This window comes from Neobacillus niacini (assembly GCF_031457145.1).
Lineage (GTDB): Bacteria > Bacillota > Bacilli > Bacillales > Cytobacillaceae > Neobacillus > Neobacillus niacini_J.
Genome location: NZ_JAVDVZ010000001.1, coordinates 377,579 through 395,408, shown reverse-complemented (window position 1 = coordinate 395,408; position 17,830 = coordinate 377,579). Strand labels below are relative to the sequence as shown.

At 37.2% G+C, this 17,830-nt stretch carries 26 protein-coding genes; 7 read left to right on the top strand and 19 right to left on the bottom strand.

Annotated features, from left to right (window positions below; all coding sequences use genetic code 11):
- Window positions 1–88: 88 nt before the first annotated feature.
- The 4 genes from J2Y03_RS02150 to J2Y03_RS02135 all read right to left on the bottom strand — a co-directional run bounded on the left by J2Y03_RS02150 (window position 89) and on the right by J2Y03_RS02135 (window position 2,400).
- Window positions 89–868 (bottom strand): ABC transporter permease, encoded by a 780-nt coding sequence (locus tag J2Y03_RS02150; RefSeq protein ID WP_310190236.1) that lies wholly within the window; start codon window positions 866–868, stop codon window positions 89–91.
- Window positions 865–1,773, bottom strand: coding sequence for an ABC transporter ATP-binding protein (locus J2Y03_RS02145; RefSeq protein ID WP_310190233.1), 909 nt, complete (start codon window positions 1,771–1,773; stop codon window positions 865–867). The genes J2Y03_RS02150 and J2Y03_RS02145 overlap by 4 nt, the downstream gene beginning before the upstream one ends.
- On the bottom strand, window positions 1,773–1,973 hold the full coding sequence (locus J2Y03_RS02140; RefSeq protein ID WP_132094533.1) for a PLDc N-terminal domain-containing protein: 201 nt from the start codon (window positions 1,971–1,973) through the stop codon (window positions 1,773–1,775). Before J2Y03_RS02140 ends, J2Y03_RS02145 begins: the two co-directional genes overlap by 1 nt.
- Before the next feature lie 103 nt (window positions 1,974–2,076).
- Window positions 2,077–2,400: a DUF4870 domain-containing protein gene (locus J2Y03_RS02135; RefSeq protein WP_310190229.1), complete on the bottom strand. Its 324-nt coding sequence runs from the start codon at window positions 2,398–2,400 to the stop codon at window positions 2,077–2,079.
- Window positions 2,401–2,570: 170 nt separating this feature from the next.
- Between J2Y03_RS02135 and J2Y03_RS02130 the strand changes: the two genes are divergently transcribed.
- Window positions 2,571–3,695 (top strand): amidohydrolase, encoded by a 1,125-nt coding sequence (locus J2Y03_RS02130; RefSeq protein WP_310191315.1) that lies wholly within the window; start codon window positions 2,571–2,573, stop codon window positions 3,693–3,695.
- 312 nt (window positions 3,696–4,007) lie between these two features.
- Window positions 4,008–4,568, top strand: coding sequence for a GNAT family N-acetyltransferase (locus tag J2Y03_RS02125; RefSeq protein WP_310190226.1), 561 nt, complete (start codon window positions 4,008–4,010; stop codon window positions 4,566–4,568).
- A gap of 48 nt (window positions 4,569–4,616) precedes the next feature.
- Here the strand turns inward: J2Y03_RS02125 and J2Y03_RS02120 are convergent, their stop codons facing one another.
- Together J2Y03_RS02120 and J2Y03_RS02115 are read right to left on the bottom strand one after the other, a co-directional pair.
- On the bottom strand, window positions 4,617–4,775 hold the full coding sequence (locus J2Y03_RS02120) for a hypothetical protein (protein ID WP_165903176.1): 159 nt from the start codon (window positions 4,773–4,775) through the stop codon (window positions 4,617–4,619).
- A gap of 106 nt (window positions 4,776–4,881) precedes the next feature.
- Window positions 4,882–5,667, bottom strand: a complete 786-nt coding sequence (locus J2Y03_RS02115) for an SDR family oxidoreductase (protein ID WP_310190223.1) — start codon at window positions 5,665–5,667, stop codon at window positions 4,882–4,884.
- Window positions 5,668–5,804: 137 nt separating this feature from the next.
- Between J2Y03_RS02115 and J2Y03_RS02110 the strand changes: the two genes are divergently transcribed.
- The gene (locus J2Y03_RS02110; protein WP_310190220.1) at window positions 5,805–6,272 is read left to right on the top strand and encodes an Hsp20/alpha crystallin family protein; all 468 of its coding nucleotides are present in this window, start codon (window positions 5,805–5,807) and stop codon (window positions 6,270–6,272) included.
- Window positions 6,273–6,306: 34 nt separating this feature from the next.
- On the opposite strand, the gene J2Y03_RS02105 is transcribed toward J2Y03_RS02110, so the two are convergent.
- On the bottom strand, window positions 6,307–6,768 hold the full coding sequence (locus tag J2Y03_RS02105; RefSeq protein ID WP_310190217.1) for a FixH family protein: 462 nt from the start codon (window positions 6,766–6,768) through the stop codon (window positions 6,307–6,309).
- A gap of 87 nt (window positions 6,769–6,855) precedes the next feature.
- Between J2Y03_RS02105 and J2Y03_RS02100 the strand changes: the two genes are divergently transcribed.
- Window positions 6,856–7,098, top strand: a complete 243-nt coding sequence (locus J2Y03_RS02100) for a DNA alkylation repair protein (RefSeq protein ID WP_310190214.1) — start codon at window positions 6,856–6,858, stop codon at window positions 7,096–7,098.
- A gap of 37 nt (window positions 7,099–7,135) precedes the next feature.
- Here the strand turns inward: J2Y03_RS02100 and J2Y03_RS02095 are convergent, their stop codons facing one another.
- Window positions 7,136–7,954 (bottom strand): hypothetical protein, encoded by an 819-nt coding sequence (locus tag J2Y03_RS02095; protein WP_310190212.1) that lies wholly within the window; start codon window positions 7,952–7,954, stop codon window positions 7,136–7,138.
- 61 nt (window positions 7,955–8,015) lie between these two features.
- A complete protein-coding gene (locus tag J2Y03_RS02090; protein WP_310190207.1) occupies window positions 8,016–8,963 on the bottom strand; it encodes a CobW family GTP-binding protein in 948 nt (315 codons plus the stop codon).
- A gap of 115 nt (window positions 8,964–9,078) precedes the next feature.
- Here J2Y03_RS02090 and J2Y03_RS02085 point away from each other — a divergent pair, with 115 nt between their 5' ends.
- A complete protein-coding gene (locus J2Y03_RS02085) occupies window positions 9,079–9,786 on the top strand; it encodes an AlbA family DNA-binding domain-containing protein (RefSeq protein WP_310190206.1) in 708 nt (235 codons plus the stop codon).
- Between the two features lie 40 nt (window positions 9,787–9,826).
- On the opposite strand, the gene J2Y03_RS02080 is transcribed toward J2Y03_RS02085, so the two are convergent.
- From J2Y03_RS02080 to deoD, 3 genes are all read right to left on the bottom strand, one after another.
- Window positions 9,827–11,329 carry a lmo1851 family serine protease gene (locus J2Y03_RS02080; protein ID WP_310190204.1) on the bottom strand — a complete coding sequence of 501 codons (1,503 nt, stop codon included), beginning with the start codon at window positions 11,327–11,329 and terminating at the stop codon, window positions 9,827–9,829.
- A gap of 109 nt (window positions 11,330–11,438) precedes the next feature.
- The gene (locus J2Y03_RS02075) at window positions 11,439–12,242 is read right to left on the bottom strand and encodes a D-alanyl-D-alanine carboxypeptidase family protein (RefSeq protein WP_396954155.1); all 804 of its coding nucleotides are present in this window, start codon (window positions 12,240–12,242) and stop codon (window positions 11,439–11,441) included.
- A 104-nt stretch (window positions 12,243–12,346) separates the two neighbouring features.
- Window positions 12,347–13,051, bottom strand: coding sequence for a purine-nucleoside phosphorylase (gene deoD, locus J2Y03_RS02070; RefSeq protein WP_310190201.1), 705 nt, complete (start codon window positions 13,049–13,051; stop codon window positions 12,347–12,349).
- A 160-nt stretch (window positions 13,052–13,211) separates the two neighbouring features.
- Between deoD and J2Y03_RS02065 the strand changes: the two genes are divergently transcribed.
- Entirely contained in the window at window positions 13,212–13,349 is a 138-nt protein-coding gene (locus J2Y03_RS02065) for a hypothetical protein (RefSeq protein ID WP_310190200.1), read from the top strand.
- Between the two features lie 265 nt (window positions 13,350–13,614).
- Here the strand turns inward: J2Y03_RS02065 and J2Y03_RS02060 are convergent, their stop codons facing one another.
- The 5 genes from J2Y03_RS02060 to J2Y03_RS02040 all read right to left on the bottom strand — a co-directional run bounded on the left by J2Y03_RS02060 (window position 13,615) and on the right by J2Y03_RS02040 (window position 16,320).
- The gene (locus tag J2Y03_RS02060) at window positions 13,615–13,923 is read right to left on the bottom strand and encodes a YodL domain-containing protein (protein ID WP_132094557.1); all 309 of its coding nucleotides are present in this window, start codon (window positions 13,921–13,923) and stop codon (window positions 13,615–13,617) included.
- Between the two features lie 294 nt (window positions 13,924–14,217).
- Window positions 14,218–14,988 carry a sporulation protein gene (locus J2Y03_RS02055; protein ID WP_132094559.1) on the bottom strand — a complete coding sequence of 257 codons (771 nt, stop codon included), beginning with the start codon at window positions 14,986–14,988 and terminating at the stop codon, window positions 14,218–14,220.
- Between the two features lie 13 nt (window positions 14,989–15,001).
- A complete protein-coding gene (locus J2Y03_RS02050) occupies window positions 15,002–15,793 on the bottom strand; it encodes a protein kinase domain-containing protein (protein WP_310190196.1) in 792 nt (263 codons plus the stop codon).
- A gap of 8 nt (window positions 15,794–15,801) precedes the next feature.
- Window positions 15,802–15,975 (bottom strand): hypothetical protein, encoded by a 174-nt coding sequence (locus J2Y03_RS02045; protein WP_165903179.1) that lies wholly within the window; start codon window positions 15,973–15,975, stop codon window positions 15,802–15,804.
- Between the two features lie 171 nt (window positions 15,976–16,146).
- A complete protein-coding gene (locus tag J2Y03_RS02040) occupies window positions 16,147–16,320 on the bottom strand; it encodes a YozD family protein (protein WP_081954691.1) in 174 nt (57 codons plus the stop codon).
- Between the two features lie 177 nt (window positions 16,321–16,497).
- Here J2Y03_RS02040 and J2Y03_RS02035 point away from each other — a divergent pair, with 177 nt between their 5' ends.
- On the top strand, window positions 16,498–16,665 hold the full coding sequence (locus J2Y03_RS02035; protein ID WP_165903180.1) for a hypothetical protein: 168 nt from the start codon (window positions 16,498–16,500) through the stop codon (window positions 16,663–16,665).
- Window positions 16,666–16,668: 3 nt separating this feature from the next.
- Here J2Y03_RS02035 and J2Y03_RS02030 read toward each other — a convergent pair whose 3' ends face one another.
- Both J2Y03_RS02030 and J2Y03_RS02025 read right to left on the bottom strand, forming a co-directional pair.
- Window positions 16,669–17,367, bottom strand: a complete 699-nt coding sequence (locus J2Y03_RS02030; protein WP_396954154.1) for a hypothetical protein — start codon at window positions 17,365–17,367, stop codon at window positions 16,669–16,671.
- Between the two features lie 116 nt (window positions 17,368–17,483).
- Window positions 17,484–17,714, bottom strand: coding sequence for a YozE family protein (locus J2Y03_RS02025; protein ID WP_207909415.1), 231 nt, complete (start codon window positions 17,712–17,714; stop codon window positions 17,484–17,486).
- Window positions 17,715–17,830 lie beyond the last annotated feature (116 nt).

Genomic DNA, 17,830 nt, shown 5'->3' with positions numbered 1-17,830 from the left:
AAAAAAATGATAGGAGTTTTTCTAGTAGAAAAAAAGAAGCCATTTGACAGGCTTCTCCATTACGGTTGATCATTTTCAAAATAGCACATTAAGAGGCAAGCTCTTTTTTCTTAAAAATAAAGACACTTAACCATAAGAGGATAGCAATAATGAAGATTCCCACTAAACTTGCTGGAAATGTGTCATCAGGAAGTTCCCCCACTGTAAGCAGAGCGCTCGCATAACCAGTTAGCTGGGAAGGACTCCATTCTAACAAATGAGAAAGTGCACCGCTAATGATGCTGACCACTAGCGCAATCGCCAGCGATATAAAGCCTGCCATACCTGGAGCAATAAGTGATGCACTAAAAAAGACCGTAACCGTTAACACAACTGTCAGCCATAAACCATACAAAATATAGGATTGGAAAAATTCACCGAATGGAACCCAATCAAATAACTGACCCGTATAATACCAGGTTGATAGATATCCAATAAATAAAGAGAACCACACTAACAAAAGACTACCCGCCCATTTAGAAGTTACATAAGATAGATAGGAGACAGGTTTCACTAGAATCATTGCGGCAACTCCACTTTTTCTTTCTCCAGCAATAATCCCCATTGTGCTCAGAACAATAATTAAAACCCCAAGTGTGGAGTACTGACTTAGACCTGAAGCTAATACAGCTCCTGCGGTTGGGGTCGGGATATCTATGACCGCACCTTCAGGCAGACCCCCAAAAGAATCGAGAATATCCTTCATATAGTAACTAGTTAATGGCTCTGATACCCCTAATAATATGAAGGTAATCGGAACCCAAATCCATTTAAAATTCCTCCACATTTCGAGTATCTCTTTTTGAAAAAGCATCAACCACTGGCTCATTTTCCCACCACCTTCATAAATACATCCTCTAGGGTCATACTGCTTATTTCAAATTTTTCAAGGTGCCAGTCATTATCCGAAATCAGTTTTAAAAATTCCTTTCTAGCAAGCTCAACATCTTTTACAATTACGCTAATTCTATTTCCTTCTTCTAAAATAGAAAGTGTTAAGGCATGATGATTAAATACATCGGCAATCCCTACTGTTTTTTTACGGAAAATCAAGTCTATCTTTGCCTGCTGATGGCGCTCACGCAAATCTTCCATTGTCCCAGACTCCACAATTTCTCCATTATGTAAAAATAAAATTTCATCACAAACTTCCTCTGCATCATTCAGGATATGAGTGGAGAAAAGAATGGTGGTCTCCTTTTTCAGACCCTCTAGAAGTTCGAGTACTTCCCTCCTGCCAAATGGATCTAACGCAGAAACGGGTTCATCAAGCATAACGAGCTGCGGACGGTGTATGATGGCCTGTGCAATTCCGAGTCTTTGTTTCATCCCGCCTGAGTATTTCCCTACTCTGCGATTTTTTGCATCACTGATTCCTACAAGCTCTAGGAGCTCTTTAGAACGTTCCTTTGCTTCCTTGCTAGTTAACCCTGTAAGTTGCCCGACATATTGAAGAAATTCTAATCCAGACATCCATTCATAAAAAACAGGAAATTGCGGCAGGTAGCCAATTAAATGGCGAATATCCCCGTCCTTTTTGGCATCGTTAAACACGATTGACCCTCCCGTTGGTTTCATTAATCCCGAAAGCATCCGAAGCGTTGTCGTCTTACCTGCACCATTCGGCCCTAAAAGGGCAATACATTTGCCCTTTTCAAGCTTAAAGTCCAATCCCTTTATCACTTCCGTACCTTGAAAACTCTTTTTTAATCCTTGAATTTGGATGAGAGACATCAATTATTTCTCCTTCCAATAACAAAATAAAGAATCGGTCCGACAATGTTTACAAACACAATAACAAACACCCAAAGCAGCTTTGGACCATTGGTTTTTTCAATTCTGGATAAATCGACAAGTGAAACAATTAATAAAATGAGCTGAATAATAAATAATGGTGCAAGCAGCCCCCAGTTAAGTCCTTCTAAAAATTCCATGCTAATTCCCCCTTTTAATGTTTATATATAGATATGACGTTTGAACTAGAAAAACGTTCAAAACCCAGCAAATTTATTTTTGCTGGGTAGTTGATTATTGATATTATTTAATTACTCTGAAAACTAATGGGAAGCGATATTCAGATCCTTCATAAGCTTTCACAGCTGCGATGATTGTAAAAACCAATGCCATAATTCCCAAAATCCATAATAGGAAAATACCGACAATGAGGAAAATTAATATCCCGCTTATTACCGAATAAACCGTGTAAGAAATGAAAAAGTTAAAATATTCTTTTCCATGATAATTGATAAATGATGACTCATCCTTCTTTAATAACCAAATAACAAGTGGTCCGATAATTGGGAAAAAAAGACTAACAACATAGAGAATTGCCGCAAGCATTCTTTCTTCGCTTTTTATCATTTTTGATTCCCCCAACAAAAAAGTTTTTCTATCTTTCCCTAATACTTACGCCAATATCACCAAAAGGTTTCATTATTTTTGCAATAATCACGTATTTTCCACTATCACATCACTAGTCCAGTTGATAAAATAGTAAAAATACTATTATCAGTGTGCAGAAAGGTTTAATTATCATGAAAATACTTTTAAAAAATGCAATGATTTATCCCATTACCTCAGGACCCATTCCAAACGGCGATGTCTTGATTGAAAATGGAAAAATAATAAGTGTAGGAAACAATCTTGAGATTATTTCAAATGACAATGTCATTGACTGTAAAAATCTCTATCTTTTACCCGGGTTTATAGATGTTCATACTCACCTTGGTCTATATGACGAAGGTACGGGATGGGCTGGTAATGACGCAAATGAGACAGCCGAAGCAATGACACCACATATCAGAGCGATTGATGGTGTTTATCCATTAGATCCAGCTTTTACCGATGCGATTAAAAGCGGAATCACAACAGCACATGTCATGCCTGGAAGTTCGAATGTTATTGGCGGCACCACTTCCGTTATCAAAACAACCGGTAAAAACGTAAAAAAAATGATTGTCCAGGAAATTGCCGGCTTGAAGCTTGCTTTAGGAGAAAATCCGAAAAGAATTCACAGTCAGGGCAATAATGACTCGATTACCAGAATGGGGATCATGGGAATGCTGAGGGAGGCGTTTTATAAAGCCTTTCATACAGATAACCCAGAAGATTTAAGAGTAGCTCCACTTGTGATGGCTTTAAAGAGAGAAATTCCTGTCAGAATTCACGCTCACCGTGCTGACGACATAATAACTGCCTTACGACTTGCCGAGGAATTTAACCTTGATTTAAGAATTGAACACTGTACCGAAGGGCATTTAATTGCCAGTGAATTAGCAGGGATGAATTTAAAAGTTTCTGTTGGTCCGACTTTAACCCGAAGATCAAAAATTGAACTAAAAAATAAGACTTGGAAAACCTATCAAGAGCTTACTAATAACGGTGTCGAAGTATCCATTACCACCGATCATCCGTACACCCCCATTCAATATTTAAATATATGTGCAGGTATTGCGGTACGAGAAGGCCTCTCCGAGGAAAAAGCATTAGAAGGAATCACCATTCTTCCAGCTAGGAACCTTAGACTAGATGATAAATTAGGAAGTATTGAACCAGGAAAGGATGCGGATTTAGTGCTATGGAGTCACCATCCTTTTCATTATTTGGCAAAACCAAAATGGACGATGATTGGCGGTGAAATCGTTTTCTCGGAATAGTAGAAATTTGTTGAAATTTGCTAATAAATAATTACAAAAAGTTAACAAAAAACCTATTTATTTTTTTTATTTTTTTTAGTATGATACTTAAAGTGAAACCGAAATGGCCTAAAAATCTAGGGGGTAAATCACATTTATTTTCATCAACAAAAAAAATGATATAGGGAAGGCAAATGGTGCGCCACCAGTAATACCTGGTTCTAGTGGGTTCGATTCCCACCCCGAAATTTTTTAGTTTATCTGAATAAAAAATTTCGAGGGTGGGCCGCTTCTTTAGACATGGGATCGGATTACCCAATGGAGGGAAATTCAATGCTTAAGAAACGAGATCTTCATGACAGCCATGTATTATTTGAATTAATGTCGCATCCAGATGTCTTTCCTTTTGTGCGTCAAAAATGCGCTTCTTATGAAGAATTCATATTTATGACCAAACAGACAATTGAAGCTGAAGAACGCGGTGAATGTATTTCACGGACGATTCTTGATGAATGGGGTAACCCAATTGGCACCATTAATCTTTTTGATATTGAAGATCAAGCTGGATTTTTAGGAACCTGGCTTGGCAAGCCCTATCATGGAAAAGGCTACAACAGTCCTGCAAAAGACGCTTTTTTTCAAGAGGTTTTTTACAATATGGGAATTGAAACGATCTTTATGAGGATTCGTAAAGTGAATATCAGGTCTATTAAGGCTGCAGAAAAACTCCCTTATGTAGTGAAAGCAAATGAAACAAGAAAATCACTTTACGAGCAGTTGAATGCTAATGGTGAAGTTTACGATTTATATGAAATTCCAAAAGACCAATACTCATTCTACTTGATGAGAAATGGTGCTCCTCAAGAAGAACCTTCTCATCTATTAGAAGCATAAAAGCAACCGGCTTATGGCCGATTGCTTTTTTGTATTAAAAGAAATTTATTAATCCGTTATATCCTGTTCCATTCCTGAATTAACCTCACGAATACCCATATGGAGCAAAAATTCTTCTAATTCCTCATTTGTTAATGTTTCAAAACGACCATCATGAAAAAATACTTGAGTTTGGTTGGGATTAATTCGGTTCATGTTAAAACTCATCTTTTTTGCTCCTTTCATAGATGTGCTACAACTATTATCTACAAAAGGAACACAATTCATTCTTCAAAATCAAATAGTTCGAAAAATTTGTAAAAGGAAAGACAGATTATTTTTCTGGCAATCTTGCTTGAGAATACGCCTTACCGAGAACATCCATCCCTCCTGTTACCGGAATGATACTACCAGTAATAAAGTCAGATTTTTCATCAATAAGAAAGGAAATGACTCTTGAAATATCCTCTCCCGTCCCTTGTCTTCCCACTGGCACGCTGTCACTAAGGATGGCTTCCTCAATCCCTTTCTCCTTCCAATGAGAGATGATATCTCCAGGGCATACCATATTAGCGGTGATTCCATTTGCTGCTTCCTCGATAGCAATGGTTCTTGTCAGTGAAGCCAGACCCGTTTTCGCTGCGGCAAATGCAGACCGATAAACCCAGCCCGGAGTGGTTTCAACTCTATCAAAACCCAACGTTATGATTCTTCCCCATTTTTGTTTTCGCATGCTTGGGATAATGGCTTTTGATAAATAAAAAACTGCATTTAAATTCCCATTGATTAAATAATTCCATTCCTCTATCGAATAATCTGTTATTTTTTTTCTTTCATGTATATATGGACCTGCATTATGAATCACAACATCAATGGAGGCGAATTCTGAAAAAACCGTTTCAACAATCTTTGTACAATTAACTTGATCTGCCACATCCCCTTGAATACAAATGATTTTATTCCCGAATTTTGTTTCAAGCTCCTTAGCTAAAAGAATAGCTTCTTTATTACTGTTTCGGTAATTAATCGCTAGCTGATAACCTTTTTCTGCAAGCTGACAAGCAGTTTTCTTCCCTAAACCAGTCGCTCCCCCAGTAATTAAAGCCGTTTTTTTCTTCAAGGGCCATTACCTCTCAATTAGGTTTTCTTTATGTATTTAAATGTATTTGTTTTTTTGATATTTATAACGCTTAGAACCAGTTTTGCATAGAATGAGGTATAAATGCCCAGAGAGTTTACTGAAAAGGTGGGGAAGTTATGTTCCCGTGGAATCTATTCCCTTTTAATAAAGATATGAAGAATAAGCTGCAGCATATGAAGCCAGATGAAATCGACCAATTTATTAAAGGCATAATGGGAAATGTAATGTCTTCTCAATCAGGATGGGGTTCCATGAATTCTCAAGACAAGATGAATCATCATCGCCGAGAGCCCACTCAGCAGGCAAATACATTGAATTCAACTGCGTTTGAAACACATGATTCTGTATTTGTTAGAATACCGATTAAGGATGAGGCAATGCTGAAGGAACTGAGGATTTATCATACGCCGAATCAGTTGATGATTGAACATATTCCGGAGAAAGACCATAAGCATTCTATCACCCTTCCAGCAATGGTAAAAAAGAAAGGGTCATCTGCAAAATATAAAGATGGAATCCTTGAAATTAAACTAATTAAATCATATGACATTCAGTATTCCCAAATAGACGTGACAGAAATATAAAAGACAGCCTTCTCGAAGAGGCTGTCATTTTTGTTTAATGCCCTTCCATTTCCATTGAATCCTTCATATCTTTTGGATCCTCTGGTTCACTTGCCGTACCAATGATGAATTCTTTTTTAGGCATATTGTGCATGTCTCGAGCGGTTACATGAGAGATTATGTAGTAAGTTCCTTCTTGCTGAAAAGACTTTTCTAACCGATAGATCCCATCTTCAGCATGGGTAACATCAATTTTTTCATGCTTTTCATCCTTGGAACGCCAAATTTCAAAGGTTACTTTATCAGCATCCTCCACATTTTCGTCTCCCTGTGTTATCTTCGCTTCTATGCTTATTGGTTCATTAACTTGTCCAGTCTCAGGACTTATCGTCAATTCTACCTCCACAAACTCAGGTAATTCCTCCCCCGCATTGTCATTGTGCTTGCTGGTACTATTGCAGGCACTGATAACCAAAATTAATAGAATAGATAGACTTACGAATAATAATTTTTTCATGTTCGACCCTCCTCACTTGCATTGTTACATACTTTCCAACATTATTGCAAAAAATAGATTTTAACATTACCTTGAAAGGAGTAACCTATGACAACCCCATATAAATGTCCTAATTGCAAAACAAATCGAAGCCGTTTTAATGTTATTCAACAAGTTTCCCAATCTGTAAAACTTGACCCTCAATCCGGTGAAGTTGTTAGAGAATACGGCGAAAATGATTTAGAACCCTTTCACATTCCATATAATGGTCCCGATTATCGAATTCAATGTGGTGTCTGCGGCTTAATTGAAGACGAACTTACCTTTATTAAATTTGGGGAACAGGTATAACAGAAAAACACCTTTCATCAAGGTGTTTTTTCATTTTTCAAAGGTCATTCTCTTTTAAAAACAAGTCAGAGTCCACCTTCCAGGCATCCATGGTTGAAAAACGGATTAAATGAATTTTACCCTTATAGCTTTGTCCTCCCCTATTTTTAATAAACCAATCAATTTCAATGGGTACCTCTATACTTATTTCCTGTGTTAAATCCTCAGCAGGTAAAATCGGCATCCTTGTGATTCTAACATTTTCTACTTTTCCTAAAATCGGATTCCATTTTTTCTTCTGTAAGGAGATTTTTGATGAAATATAGGCATCCTGCTGCTTGAAACCAGCGATATACGCTTCTACTGTCTCATAGGGTGATGCTTTGCTCAAGTATTCTTCCAGCCTTCCAGAAGCCTTATAAATCATTAGCATATGGGAAAGGTCCATTGAATTTGTGCGATGCGTTGTGCTTCCATAAAAATGGATACAAAAATGCCCAGGAAAATTATTCTTTAATGCCCCTCCTCCATGTGGCATTCCGTGCATCGAGCCAGCAACCCATTGGTCTTCACTAATCACGACGATAGCCCGGCGTTTCCAGCTCCATTTTCCACCGTAGATTTTTTTCATAATCTTGGTATCCTTTGAAGTCAATGGCTGAACATCGGCATGATGACTTCCCGCACGCCTTTGAACTTTGAACCTTTTCCCTGTTTCAATATCTAGAACAGTAAACTTTGAATACTTCGGCAAAACTTTATTAACTTCTTCCCATGGCAGCATTTCAATTTTGTAACTAATATTGGTTGCAGCTTGAATCCCCTGTCCATTTAGGAGGAAAAGAATAACCATAAATAAAACTGCTTTCTTCTTCATCTAATCCCCCTTTACCATGTAAAAATAACTACATTAAAAGAGTTACCTGAAGAAGAAATGTTCATTCATTTTCTTTTTGGTTTTTGAATTCCATTTCTAGCTTTTTAAGCTTTTCTTCTATCTCTGACCAATTGATATTTTCGCCAATAAACACTAGATTTAAGGGTAAATTCATCTCTTCCTTCATATAAAAAGGCATTCCATAAGAGTATTGGAAGAGATAGGGTTTGGATGAATAATCAAATTTTATATAGCCTTTGACTCGGTAAATGGTCTCTGGTAAAACCCTCAAGAAATCCTCAAACCCAGAATGGCTGACTGGCTCCTGGAATTGATAGACAAAGGTAGTTAAATTAAGAGCTTGTTGAGTAAATGCTGTTGCGCTTGTTTGTTTTGCATATGATAGGGTTAGTTTTCTCAATTCATCGATGGACACCTGAGAATAATTCGTTAACAAACAGCGGGCTTTAGGATTGATTGCTTGTATTTCAAAAATAATCTTCGACTGTTCAGATTCTGACAGCTCATCCATTTTATTAACAAGAATGAAGTCAGCGTGTCTAACCTGCTCAAGCAGTAATTGCTGCAGCTGTGGGCTTAGCGCCTTTCTATCCCTCCATCTTAATCCATCTACTGTTGTTACAATTCCTTTGATTGTAAATTGATCAGCAAATAACGGTGATAATATGGCGTCTAGGACTTCAACAGGGTGTGCTGCGCCAGTGGTTTCGATATAAATAACCTCAGGTTTTTCATTTAACAATAGACCCTGCAGCTGTCCCTCAAGCTTGTCCTGAATGGAACAGCAGATACAGCCTCCTAATAGTTCCTTTAATGCAACATCCTCATCACGAGCGACTTCAGAATCAATCGATACCTTCCCAAGCTCATTCATCATCACCGCTGTTTTTCTCCCTAAGAACCGCTCATTTTCGAGTAATGTTTTCAATAGGGTTGTTTTTCCGCTTCCTAGAAATCCGGATAATATATAAACCTCTGTACTGTTCATCTACTTCCCTCATTTTCATCTGATATTTCTTTTATTATATAGGAAATTGGGCTATCAACTAGATAGAATCGGCTTATAATAATAGTAAAAAGAATATTCAGAAAGGACCTTTCTCATGATCTATGAGTATGTCTACCCAAAAAGTCTTCTTCATTTCATTAAAAACCCTTCACATGAATCCTTAAAAGACCTTCTTCTTCATAATACGGGTGAAACAGATTTTCTGGATTTTAAAACAAAATGGACGGAATTCTCTAAGATGGCCAAGCATGTCCTTGCTATCGCTAATTCGGGTGGAGGCTGTATTATTGTTGGTGTTAGTCAAACTGATGAGGGAGCGATATCCCTAACTGGTCTAAACGAAGATGACTTTTTAGATAAAGCTGATATTGACAATAAACTTGCAAATTTACTGCCAAAATACTTAAAATACCGTACGGAAGATTTTCAATACAGTGAGAACCAGCAAACCTTAAGCAATAAAAGGTTTCAAGTACTCATCATTGAATATGATCCAAAATATGTACCTTATACTTCTGTTATTCAACGCAATGAACTTCGTTATGGTGCCATTTATGTACGTCAAGGAACCAAATCGCTCGAAGCAACGAATGATAGGCTTGTTGAAATGATTTTACGCAAGGTTCAGTCAGGAGGGTCTGGCGTGAATGAATACACCCTAAAAGAGCACCTTGACCAATTAAAGGAGTTATACGAAGAACTATCCACACAAAAGGATAATGAATATGCCCATTTTATTGCAGAATTAATAGAACGCAAAAAGGAAAGAATTCGGCAATTATTAGATATCCTTCCTGATTAATAAAGAAGAAGCCTGAACCGCAATGGTTCAGGCTTCTTCTTTATTTCATTTCTTCTTTTAATACTTCAATTGCTTTTTGGAGCTGGGTATCGTTATTTTGTATCTGCTCTCTGAGTTTTTCCATTAATTTAAAAGTGGAATCGCCTTTTAATACTCCGTCAGCAGGAAGATTATTAGCTGTTTGAAAACTAATAACTGCCTCCTGTGTTTTCTCATCAAAGAATCCGTCTTCACGCCCTGGGTCATAGCCGATTGCTTTTAACATTTTCTGTGCAGATTCTACCTCGGTTGATGAGCTTGACAGCTTTAACTCCTTGTCGGGATTTATGATTGGTAATGAAGCATATTCAGGAAGCGGGACTTCAAAATCCGGCTTTATGCCTTTTTTATGAATCCAATTCCCATTCGGTGTCAACCATTTTGCCGTTGTAAATTTAATATTTGAGTTATCAGGAAAATCCTTGGCCGTTTGGACAGTTCCTTTTCCAAAGCTATTTTCACCTACAAGCTTAACTCCTGCGGATTCACTTACTGCGCCTGCAAGAATTTCAGAAGCACTTGCACTGCCTTTATCTATTAACACAACCAAAGGGAAATCGGGATCGCCATCATTTTGAGAAGGATATTCTTCCGTCTTACCGTTGCGGTCCTCTACTTTTAAGATCAGTTTCCCTTTTGGAACAAACATACTGGAAATGCTAATGGCTTCGTCTAATAATCCACCCGGGTTTTGGCGTAAATCAAGTACTAATCCTTTCATTCCCTGTTTCTGCAATTCGTTTAACTTTTCAACAAGCTCCTTCGATGTATTTTTGGAGAAACTTGTAATTTGAACCTTAGCAATACCATCTTCAACCATTTCACCATAAACGGTTTCAATAGGGATATTGTCTCGGATAATGGGAACCTTTACCGGAGCGGCAGTTCCTGGTCGTTGGATGGTCAGTTCCACCTTTGTTCCTTTTTTACCGCGGATGATCGCTACTGCTTGCGTCGAGGTCATCCCCTGCAGACTTTTTCCATCAACCATGGTAATGATATCGTTCGGTTTCAATCCAGCTTTTTCAGCAGGTGCTCCTTTTATTGGTGAAACAATCATAATATGTCCGTCTTTTTCTTGGATTTCAGCACCAATACCTTGGAAAGAAGCATCAATCGAGCTATGGAATTGTTCTGCTTCTTCCACACTCATATAGTCTGTATAAGGATCATCAAGGGCTTTCACCATACCATCAATAGCCCCATTGATAAGCTTTTTCTGGTCGAGTTCCTCAAAATATCCGCTCTTCAACGTATCATAGGCAGAGTAAAGCTTATCAAATTCTGATCTTTCGGTACCCACTGTAATGACTTTTTCTTCGCCGAAAGATAGGGCAAACCCTGTTATTCCGGTAGATAGTAATACAAGGAAAAACAAAATTAATATAAAATGAAATTTCTTAATGTGAAAATACCCAGATTTTTTGTCAGTTTCATGTTCATGTTCATGTTCAAATTTTTCTTGTTCAACATTCTGTTCATCCAAAGTCTTCACCACTTTCATTGTTCAAAAAATAATATGTAAAACTTGTCCTTTGTGATTAGAATAACATCTTTTATTAGAAATTAACAATAAAATAAAAAGCGGCACATCCATGGTAGGCGTGCCGTATCTACATTTTCTTTACTTCATTAAAATATTCCTCTAACGTCCAGTTATGCTCGTACATAATCGTCGCAGATTTCACTCCAACGTAGCGGAAATGCCATGGCTCGTACATATAATTGGTAATGTCGATTTTCTCTTTCGGATATCTTAAAATAAAGCCAAAACGATAGGCGTTATCTTTGAGCCATTTACCTTCTGCTGTTTTAGCAAAGGCTTCATTCAAATAAAATTTATTCGACCTGCTCGAGATATCCATTGCCAACCCTGATTGGTGCTCACTTGCACCTGGAATGGCTACAGCCTGCTCAGCTTTTTCTATTCCTACTCTATTAATTTCAGCATCAAATAAACTTTTTTGCCTGCTATAGGACCGGTATCCGGAAACGGCATACAGTTCTATACCATTTTTAGCAGCGTCAGCGAACATTTCCTCCAAAGCTGCAGCCGCTTCTGTTCTCAATAAACTCTTTTCCATTTCCATATCGCCAAAGGAGAACGCAACATCTGGTTTAACAAGATCTTCAGGCGTATAATCTTCTGGCAAAAAATATTCTTTGTTAACCAATGCCATGACATTAGTAGAGTTTTGGATGATATTTTTACCATCTACTTCTTTTATGTCATTGAAAAAAATCGATTCTAAACTAAGTGGGTCATTGATTTGAGATTCCTTTTCTTGTGTTTGTTGATTCTTATTGTTAGAATCACCTGAGATGAATGGAAGTTTATTTACTAGTGAATTTATTTGACTGCAGCCGCTCACTAGAATGGTCATAAAGCCTATCAACAACATATTTTTCCAAATCATTTTTCTCACCTATCTATCTTTCTTATTCCTTTTTGCACTATATCTATTTTTACCAAAAAGGTCAATAAGAAAACCTCTTTCCACGATGAAAGAGGTCGTTTTTACTATTTCTTAGTTGCAGCTTCTAATGCAACTTCTATCATATCGTTAAACGTTATTTGTCTTTCCTCCGCTGTTGTTTCTTCGCCTGTTAAAATATGATCACTTACAGTCAATACCGACAATGCTCTGCGGTTAAATTTAGCAGCTAGTGTGTATAGTGCTGTTGTCTCCATTTCGATGGCAAGAATCTGATACCTTGCCCATTTTTCTAAATCAGCATTGTCATTATAGAAGGAGTCAGCAGTAAAGATATTCCCTACTTTTAAATTAAGACCTTTTTCTAGGCCAGCGTCATATGCCTTTTTTAGTAAATCGAAGTTTGCACATGGAGCAAAATCAACCCCGCCAAAAGTTAGACGATTCATGTTGGAATCTGTAGAACTCGTCATTGCCAAAATGACATCACGAACTTTTACATCCTTTTGTATAGCTCCACAAGTACCGACGCGAATTAAATTTTGGACATTATAGCTATTCATTAATTCATTTACATAAATAGAGATAGAAGGTACACCCATTCCTGTTCCTTGAACAGAAATTCTTTTCCCTTTGTATGTCCCAGTAAAACCAAACATATTTCTCACTTCGTTATAGCATTTTGCATCCTCTAAAAAAGTTTCTGCAATATATTTAGCCCTAAGTGGATCTCCAGGCAATAATACCGTTTCAGCAATATCATTTTCCTTTGCACCAATATGTACACTCATAATCAAAATCCTCCAATCAATTAAAGTGAAGTCATTTACTCCACACATGTCAATATATCACAACCTTTTTCGATTGAAAAACCATTCACGGAAAAAGTTCATGATTTTATTTATTTGTGGGAAGCTATTTTTAGATTATCCAAAGGAGGTTCCATACATTATGGGAAAAAAGCATAGAGCACAAACGAATCGTCCAAAGAAAAATAATCATATTCCACCTGAAGCGATTGAAGCAGAGCATAATGCCCATGCAAAAGAGAATGAAGGAGCTGGCGGTCGAAAAAGTAATGGTCGATAACAGCTAATGCAAAAATAAAAGCGCAAGCGCCCTGGTCAGCGGCGTATGGCCTCCTCGAAAAAGCTAACGCTTTTCCTTCGTGCGAAGCCTATGCTGCCGAAGCGTTCCTTGTGGAGCGCTCCAACTGAGATAAAGGAAACACGAAGAGCCTGAGGCGTATTCGTGCTTGACTTATCGTAGGGCGGAGAGCGAAGGACACTAGCCGCTAGGGCCGCTTGCGCTGGACAAAAATAAACCTAAGGAATTTTCTCCTTAGGTTTTATTTTTATCTTATTTGGATTCGATTAATAGGCTGCCAGCCGCCAGGCTTTAGCTGATAGTAATGCTGTCCGCGACGACCTTCATCAATTAATATGATGTCTCCAGTGGAAAGAAATCTTCCCTCATAATTCGATGGTATTCGATCGGTAACATTAAAAAGGCTAAACGTTTTCTCCAAACAATTTTCATGGCTTCCTGCATGAATGTGGGTACGATAAACTTGTTTGTACCCTTTGTATTCTCTGTACTTTGGAGTTTGAAAGATTGTCACATCATATTGAATATTCGTTCTTCTCGTTATCGCCTTGATCATCTTATCCCCTCCAATCATTAAAATAAATAAATGTTATTACTTTAATAATTAGAGATGGACATACTAGAATCCTTCAAAGAAAACCGTCTTTTTTTTCGAGGCTGTTGTTGTAATGATTGTTGTTAAAATCCTAAAGCCGATTTTAACGTGGAAATAGGTATTTTGCGCGTTAAAATTTAAGTTTGCAGGCTCTTTTCTTATTAAATTATTGAATTTTTCTGCTGAAATTTAGCACAATCACAAAATTTTATTCAAGACAGCAACAAAGTTTAAGAAAAGAGCCTTTGTCGACGCTTAGGAAAATCTTTGGATTACGCTCTGAATTTGCTGTTGTAAGTTTGGAATATCGGCAGATGTTACGGTTAATCTTACATTGGTTTCGTCCATTCCGGCAGCTTCTGCAAATAATCCGCCCAATCCACGAGCACGTCGATCAACCTGTAAAAGCAATTCAATTGCGCCCGTACCGGATGGACGGAATACTAATTCTAGTTCATCTAATTTCCCACGAAATGGTCCAGATGTAGGTACATATTCAAATTCTTGAACAAATGGTAAGCGCCCACGTAACCGGTGTGGTGCTTGTTCACAATCGGCTTCACGCAAACGGAAGCCAAGACTATCGACAGCATTAAATACTGCGTTCATTAATTGATCTGGAACTACTTGAATATAGTCCTTATCACCTGGATCGACGGCATTTTTAATATCTAATCCTGTTGTTACCCAGATTTTTGACCTACCAATCGAGAGCGGTGTATCTAATGGCAGCTGGAAGGAAAAAGGAATTTCTTTTCTTTCATTTTTTCTAATCGTAAATGGACTAGTAATTCGGAAACGATCAATTGTAGCTGTTACATTATACTTTTTATCATCTGATTCTTTCAAATAGGTAGTATTTAATGTCAAATAAATATCATCTACTTGTTGGTCTACCTTTCCACCTCTAATTTCTACTGCACCTTTAACCGTTTCACCAGGCATATAGGTATCTCTCTCAAGCTTTGTGTCTACTGCAGCAGAACCAATTCCTACACTAGCAAATACTTTGTCAAAAAAAGCCATGATTATTTCCTCCCTATTTCTCCAATAATTTTTTAAAATCTGACTTTACTTGTGCGCAGCTCTCATAGCTGGATTCAATTTGTAAAAGCCTGCTAATAATGTGCTTAGCTTGATATGATATCTTCAATTCCTCTTCCCAGCTGCTTTCTTTCTGGTCGATTGGGAACGAGTAGTTGGAATAAAGTAAAAACAGTAAGAAATGACCAAGACCGTAAAAATCTGCTTTGGGATTTATCTCTTTCCGTAAATTCCGTTTTGGCTTTTCATCAATCTCTTGATCACATTTCCGGGTAAGCCCTAAATCAATAAGAACGATCTTTGAATCATTTGCAATGACATTGGGGATTCGAATATCTCTATGAATAAGTTGATGATCATGTAAATAGCGAATGAGCTCTAGTAATTCAGCGGCGATCACAAAAGCTTCTATTTCAGTATATTTTCGACCTTCTTGAAAGATTAGCTGTTCGAAGTTTTTCCCTTTAATATACTCCATTGTGTAAAATGGAATACTTTTGTATGTGCCATCCTCGTAATAGTATGGAAACCCAGGATGCTTTAATGATTTAAGTAGTTTTTTTTCTAACTCAAAGCCGATTTTTCCAGACTTCGTGATTCTTTTATGGATACGCAATGCTTTTAATACTTTCTCTTGCTGTGATACTTGATCAAATACTAAGTAACTATTTCCGTAGCTTCCAACACCTAGATGGCTGATAATCAGATAGCGCTCTGAAATGATTTCATTTTGCTGAAATCGCCTTTCAATCATGTTTGCAGCAACTAATGTCATCCTTTTAAACATATAAATGATTAACTGCTAAAGAAACTAGAAAAACTGCCACTTTTATGTTTCTTTTTATAGTGGTGATGTCCATGGTGTTTATGTTTGTTGTGGTTCATTTTTTTCCAAGCATTACTTGAATGTGAATGTTTTTGATGATGAAGTTTACTTCCTAAGATTGATTTTAAAATCTTTTTAAGCATCATCATTCCTCCTCATCTTTGCTATTCTTAATACGGGAAAGAAATAGTAAAGTTTCACCAAATAATGAAATTAGTAAAAAATAATTACACAAACAAAAAGCGAGCAGAATCAAATGCTCGTCTTTCGTTACTACCTATTTAAAAGATGAATAAAGTATCGTGATATTTTACCTATTCATCTTCTACTTCTTCGTCGATAATACTTTTCTCGATGAGATACTCGAAGGTAATGTCCGCTATTTCTTCCAACTCTTCTTCCGTAGGAACGTATCCTCTTTTTACCAGCTCATGAAAGAAAAATTCAGCAATTTCTTCCGTATCAATAAATACTTCAATTTCTCTCATAGCATCGCCCCCTTTTTACAGAATGTATGATGAATTCTGCTCTTTCATGCTATTTACTTCTAGAAGAATCGGTAATTATTCTGCAGCTTAAACATAGAGAGCAAAATAAAAGAGTAAATATGTCTTTTTTTATTTGGACAAGCATAGGATGAATAAAAAGAACTATGAGGTGATAGTATGTCAAATCTACAAACGAAATTTGAAGCTATTATTGATGATGTAAATCGTGAGGATGGAAAAATCATCACAGCCTTTGAGAAGATTACAGACAGCCTATTCTTTTTAATCAAATGGGGCGGGATTCCTTTGGTGACTTACTTATTATGGACAATATCCAAGTGGTAGACGCTAGACATGGCTTTTGCCATCGTCATTTACGACACTTTTCAATTTCCTTAGAATGACACGCATAACTTGGTAGTACTCCTGATCGAGGAACATAGTATATAAAATTTTGTAATCATTATAGATATCCAGTAAATTATCGATTAGTTGTTTCTTTTCTTTTTTCCGTTCGATTGCGTCAAGTTCTACTTTTCTAACCATGTTCTGTGTTTTTGAAACTGCTACCTGCTGTTTTTCTTCATTATTAACTAAGTAGAGGAGTCCTAATTTTTGAATAAACGTGTCCGCACTCTCAGCGTCCGCCACGAGTGTCATTTCCTCTTCACCCGCTTCTAGCCATTCCCCGTCACTGATTCTCGAAAGCTCATAGATAACATCTTCCCATGCATCTTCTTTGTAACGCCAAATTTCTGTTCGGAATCCGACAATCTTAAACAAATCGGGGCCATATCCGGCGACCTGAACTAAATCTCCGAAAAAGAATTTATATTCAATATCTATTTGTTCTTGCTCCACCAAATCCCCTTCATATTCTGAAAGAAGTTGAAGTCCTGATTCAACAAAAAGACCATCACTTTTATTCACTTCGTAAACATAGTTACCGTCAATCAATTTGACATCTGTTATTTTCCCAACTGTACCATACATCGTTATCACGACCGTATCACCGACCTTATACTTCGGTATGTTCCTTCTTTTCATATCCTCCATCCTCTCAATGATGAGTCGTGAAATTTGATTACGATAGTATATGCACCAACCTGAGCATCGCGCACAATGGACATAAAGAAAATCGCCTCTTTTTCAAGAGACGATTCTTAGGAATGATGCTTTGTTTCCGAATGAATATATAGCTCCCAAGCTTCATCAAATACCGTCATGGACTCTAGATAATGACCATTAAATTCAAGATAGGAACTGACTTCGTTGTATTCTTGAGATATTTTTGGAAAGCTGTGGTCCAGATATGCCTCATTGGCAAAAACACTAATCGCATCTTTTGGTTTAGGATGCCTAAATTTCATTAAAAAGTGATAAAAGGATTTAATCATAAAATAGCGCCTTTCTCTCCATAGTAGGGCTTTACTAATTGATACTATAACGGATGCGTATTTCTACGTCCAGAGTCTTATTTGAAAACCAGTCTTAAGAATCATTGGTATAA

Bases quoted from the DNA above. Each gene is read 5' to 3' on its own strand.
- J2Y03_RS02150 (WP_310190236.1), bottom strand. From the start codon at position 868: ATGAGCCAGTGGTTGATGCTTTTTCAAAAAGAGATACTCGAAATGTGG.
- J2Y03_RS02145 (WP_310190233.1), bottom strand. From the start codon at position 1,773: ATGTCTCTCATCCAAATTCAAGGATTAAAAAAGAGTTTTCAAGGTACG.
- J2Y03_RS02140 (WP_132094533.1), bottom strand. From the start codon at position 1,973: ATGGAATTTTTAGAAGGACTTAACTGGGGGCTGCTTGCACCATTATTT.
- J2Y03_RS02135 (WP_310190229.1), bottom strand. From the start codon at position 2,400: ATGATAAAAAGCGAAGAAAGAATGCTTGCGGCAATTCTCTATGTTGTT.
- J2Y03_RS02125 (WP_310190226.1), top strand. From the start codon at position 4,008: ATGCTTAAGAAACGAGATCTTCATGACAGCCATGTATTATTTGAATTA.
- J2Y03_RS02120 (WP_165903176.1), bottom strand. From the start codon at position 4,775: ATGAGTTTTAACATGAACCGAATTAATCCCAACCAAACTCAAGTATTT.
- J2Y03_RS02110 (WP_310190220.1), top strand. From the start codon at position 5,805: ATGTTCCCGTGGAATCTATTCCCTTTTAATAAAGATATGAAGAATAAG.
- J2Y03_RS02105 (WP_310190217.1), bottom strand. From the start codon at position 6,768: ATGAAAAAATTATTATTCGTAAGTCTATCTATTCTATTAATTTTGGTT.
- J2Y03_RS02100 (WP_310190214.1), top strand. From the start codon at position 6,856: ATGACAACCCCATATAAATGTCCTAATTGCAAAACAAATCGAAGCCGT.
- J2Y03_RS02095 (WP_310190212.1), bottom strand. From the start codon at position 7,954: ATGAAGAAGAAAGCAGTTTTATTTATGGTTATTCTTTTCCTCCTAAAT.
- J2Y03_RS02090 (WP_310190207.1), bottom strand. From the start codon at position 8,963: ATGAACAGTACAGAGGTTTATATATTATCCGGATTTCTAGGAAGCGGA.
- J2Y03_RS02085 (WP_310190206.1), top strand. From the start codon at position 9,079: ATGATCTATGAGTATGTCTACCCAAAAAGTCTTCTTCATTTCATTAAA.
- J2Y03_RS02080 (WP_310190204.1), bottom strand. From the start codon at position 11,329: ATGAAAGTGGTGAAGACTTTGGATGAACAGAATGTTGAACAAGAAAAA.
- J2Y03_RS02075 (WP_396954155.1), bottom strand. From the start codon at position 12,242: ATGATTTGGAAAAATATGTTGTTGATAGGCTTTATGACCATTCTAGTG.
- deoD (WP_310190201.1), bottom strand. From the start codon at position 13,051: ATGAGTGTACATATTGGTGCAAAGGAAAATGATATTGCTGAAACGGTA.
- J2Y03_RS02065 (WP_310190200.1), top strand. From the start codon at position 13,212: ATGGGAAAAAAGCATAGAGCACAAACGAATCGTCCAAAGAAAAATAAT.
- J2Y03_RS02060 (WP_132094557.1), bottom strand. From the start codon at position 13,923: ATGATCAAGGCGATAACGAGAAGAACGAATATTCAATATGATGTGACA.
- J2Y03_RS02055 (WP_132094559.1), bottom strand. From the start codon at position 14,988: ATGGCTTTTTTTGACAAAGTATTTGCTAGTGTAGGAATTGGTTCTGCT.
- J2Y03_RS02050 (WP_310190196.1), bottom strand. From the start codon at position 15,793: ATGTTTAAAAGGATGACATTAGTTGCTGCAAACATGATTGAAAGGCGA.
- J2Y03_RS02045 (WP_165903179.1), bottom strand. From the start codon at position 15,975: ATGCTTAAAAAGATTTTAAAATCAATCTTAGGAAGTAAACTTCATCAT.
- J2Y03_RS02040 (WP_081954691.1), bottom strand. From the start codon at position 16,320: ATGAGAGAAATTGAAGTATTTATTGATACGGAAGAAATTGCTGAATTT.
- J2Y03_RS02035 (WP_165903180.1), top strand. From the start codon at position 16,498: ATGTCAAATCTACAAACGAAATTTGAAGCTATTATTGATGATGTAAAT.
- J2Y03_RS02030 (WP_396954154.1), bottom strand. From the start codon at position 17,367: ATGAAAAGAAGGAACATACCGAAGTATAAGGTCGGTGATACGGTCGTG.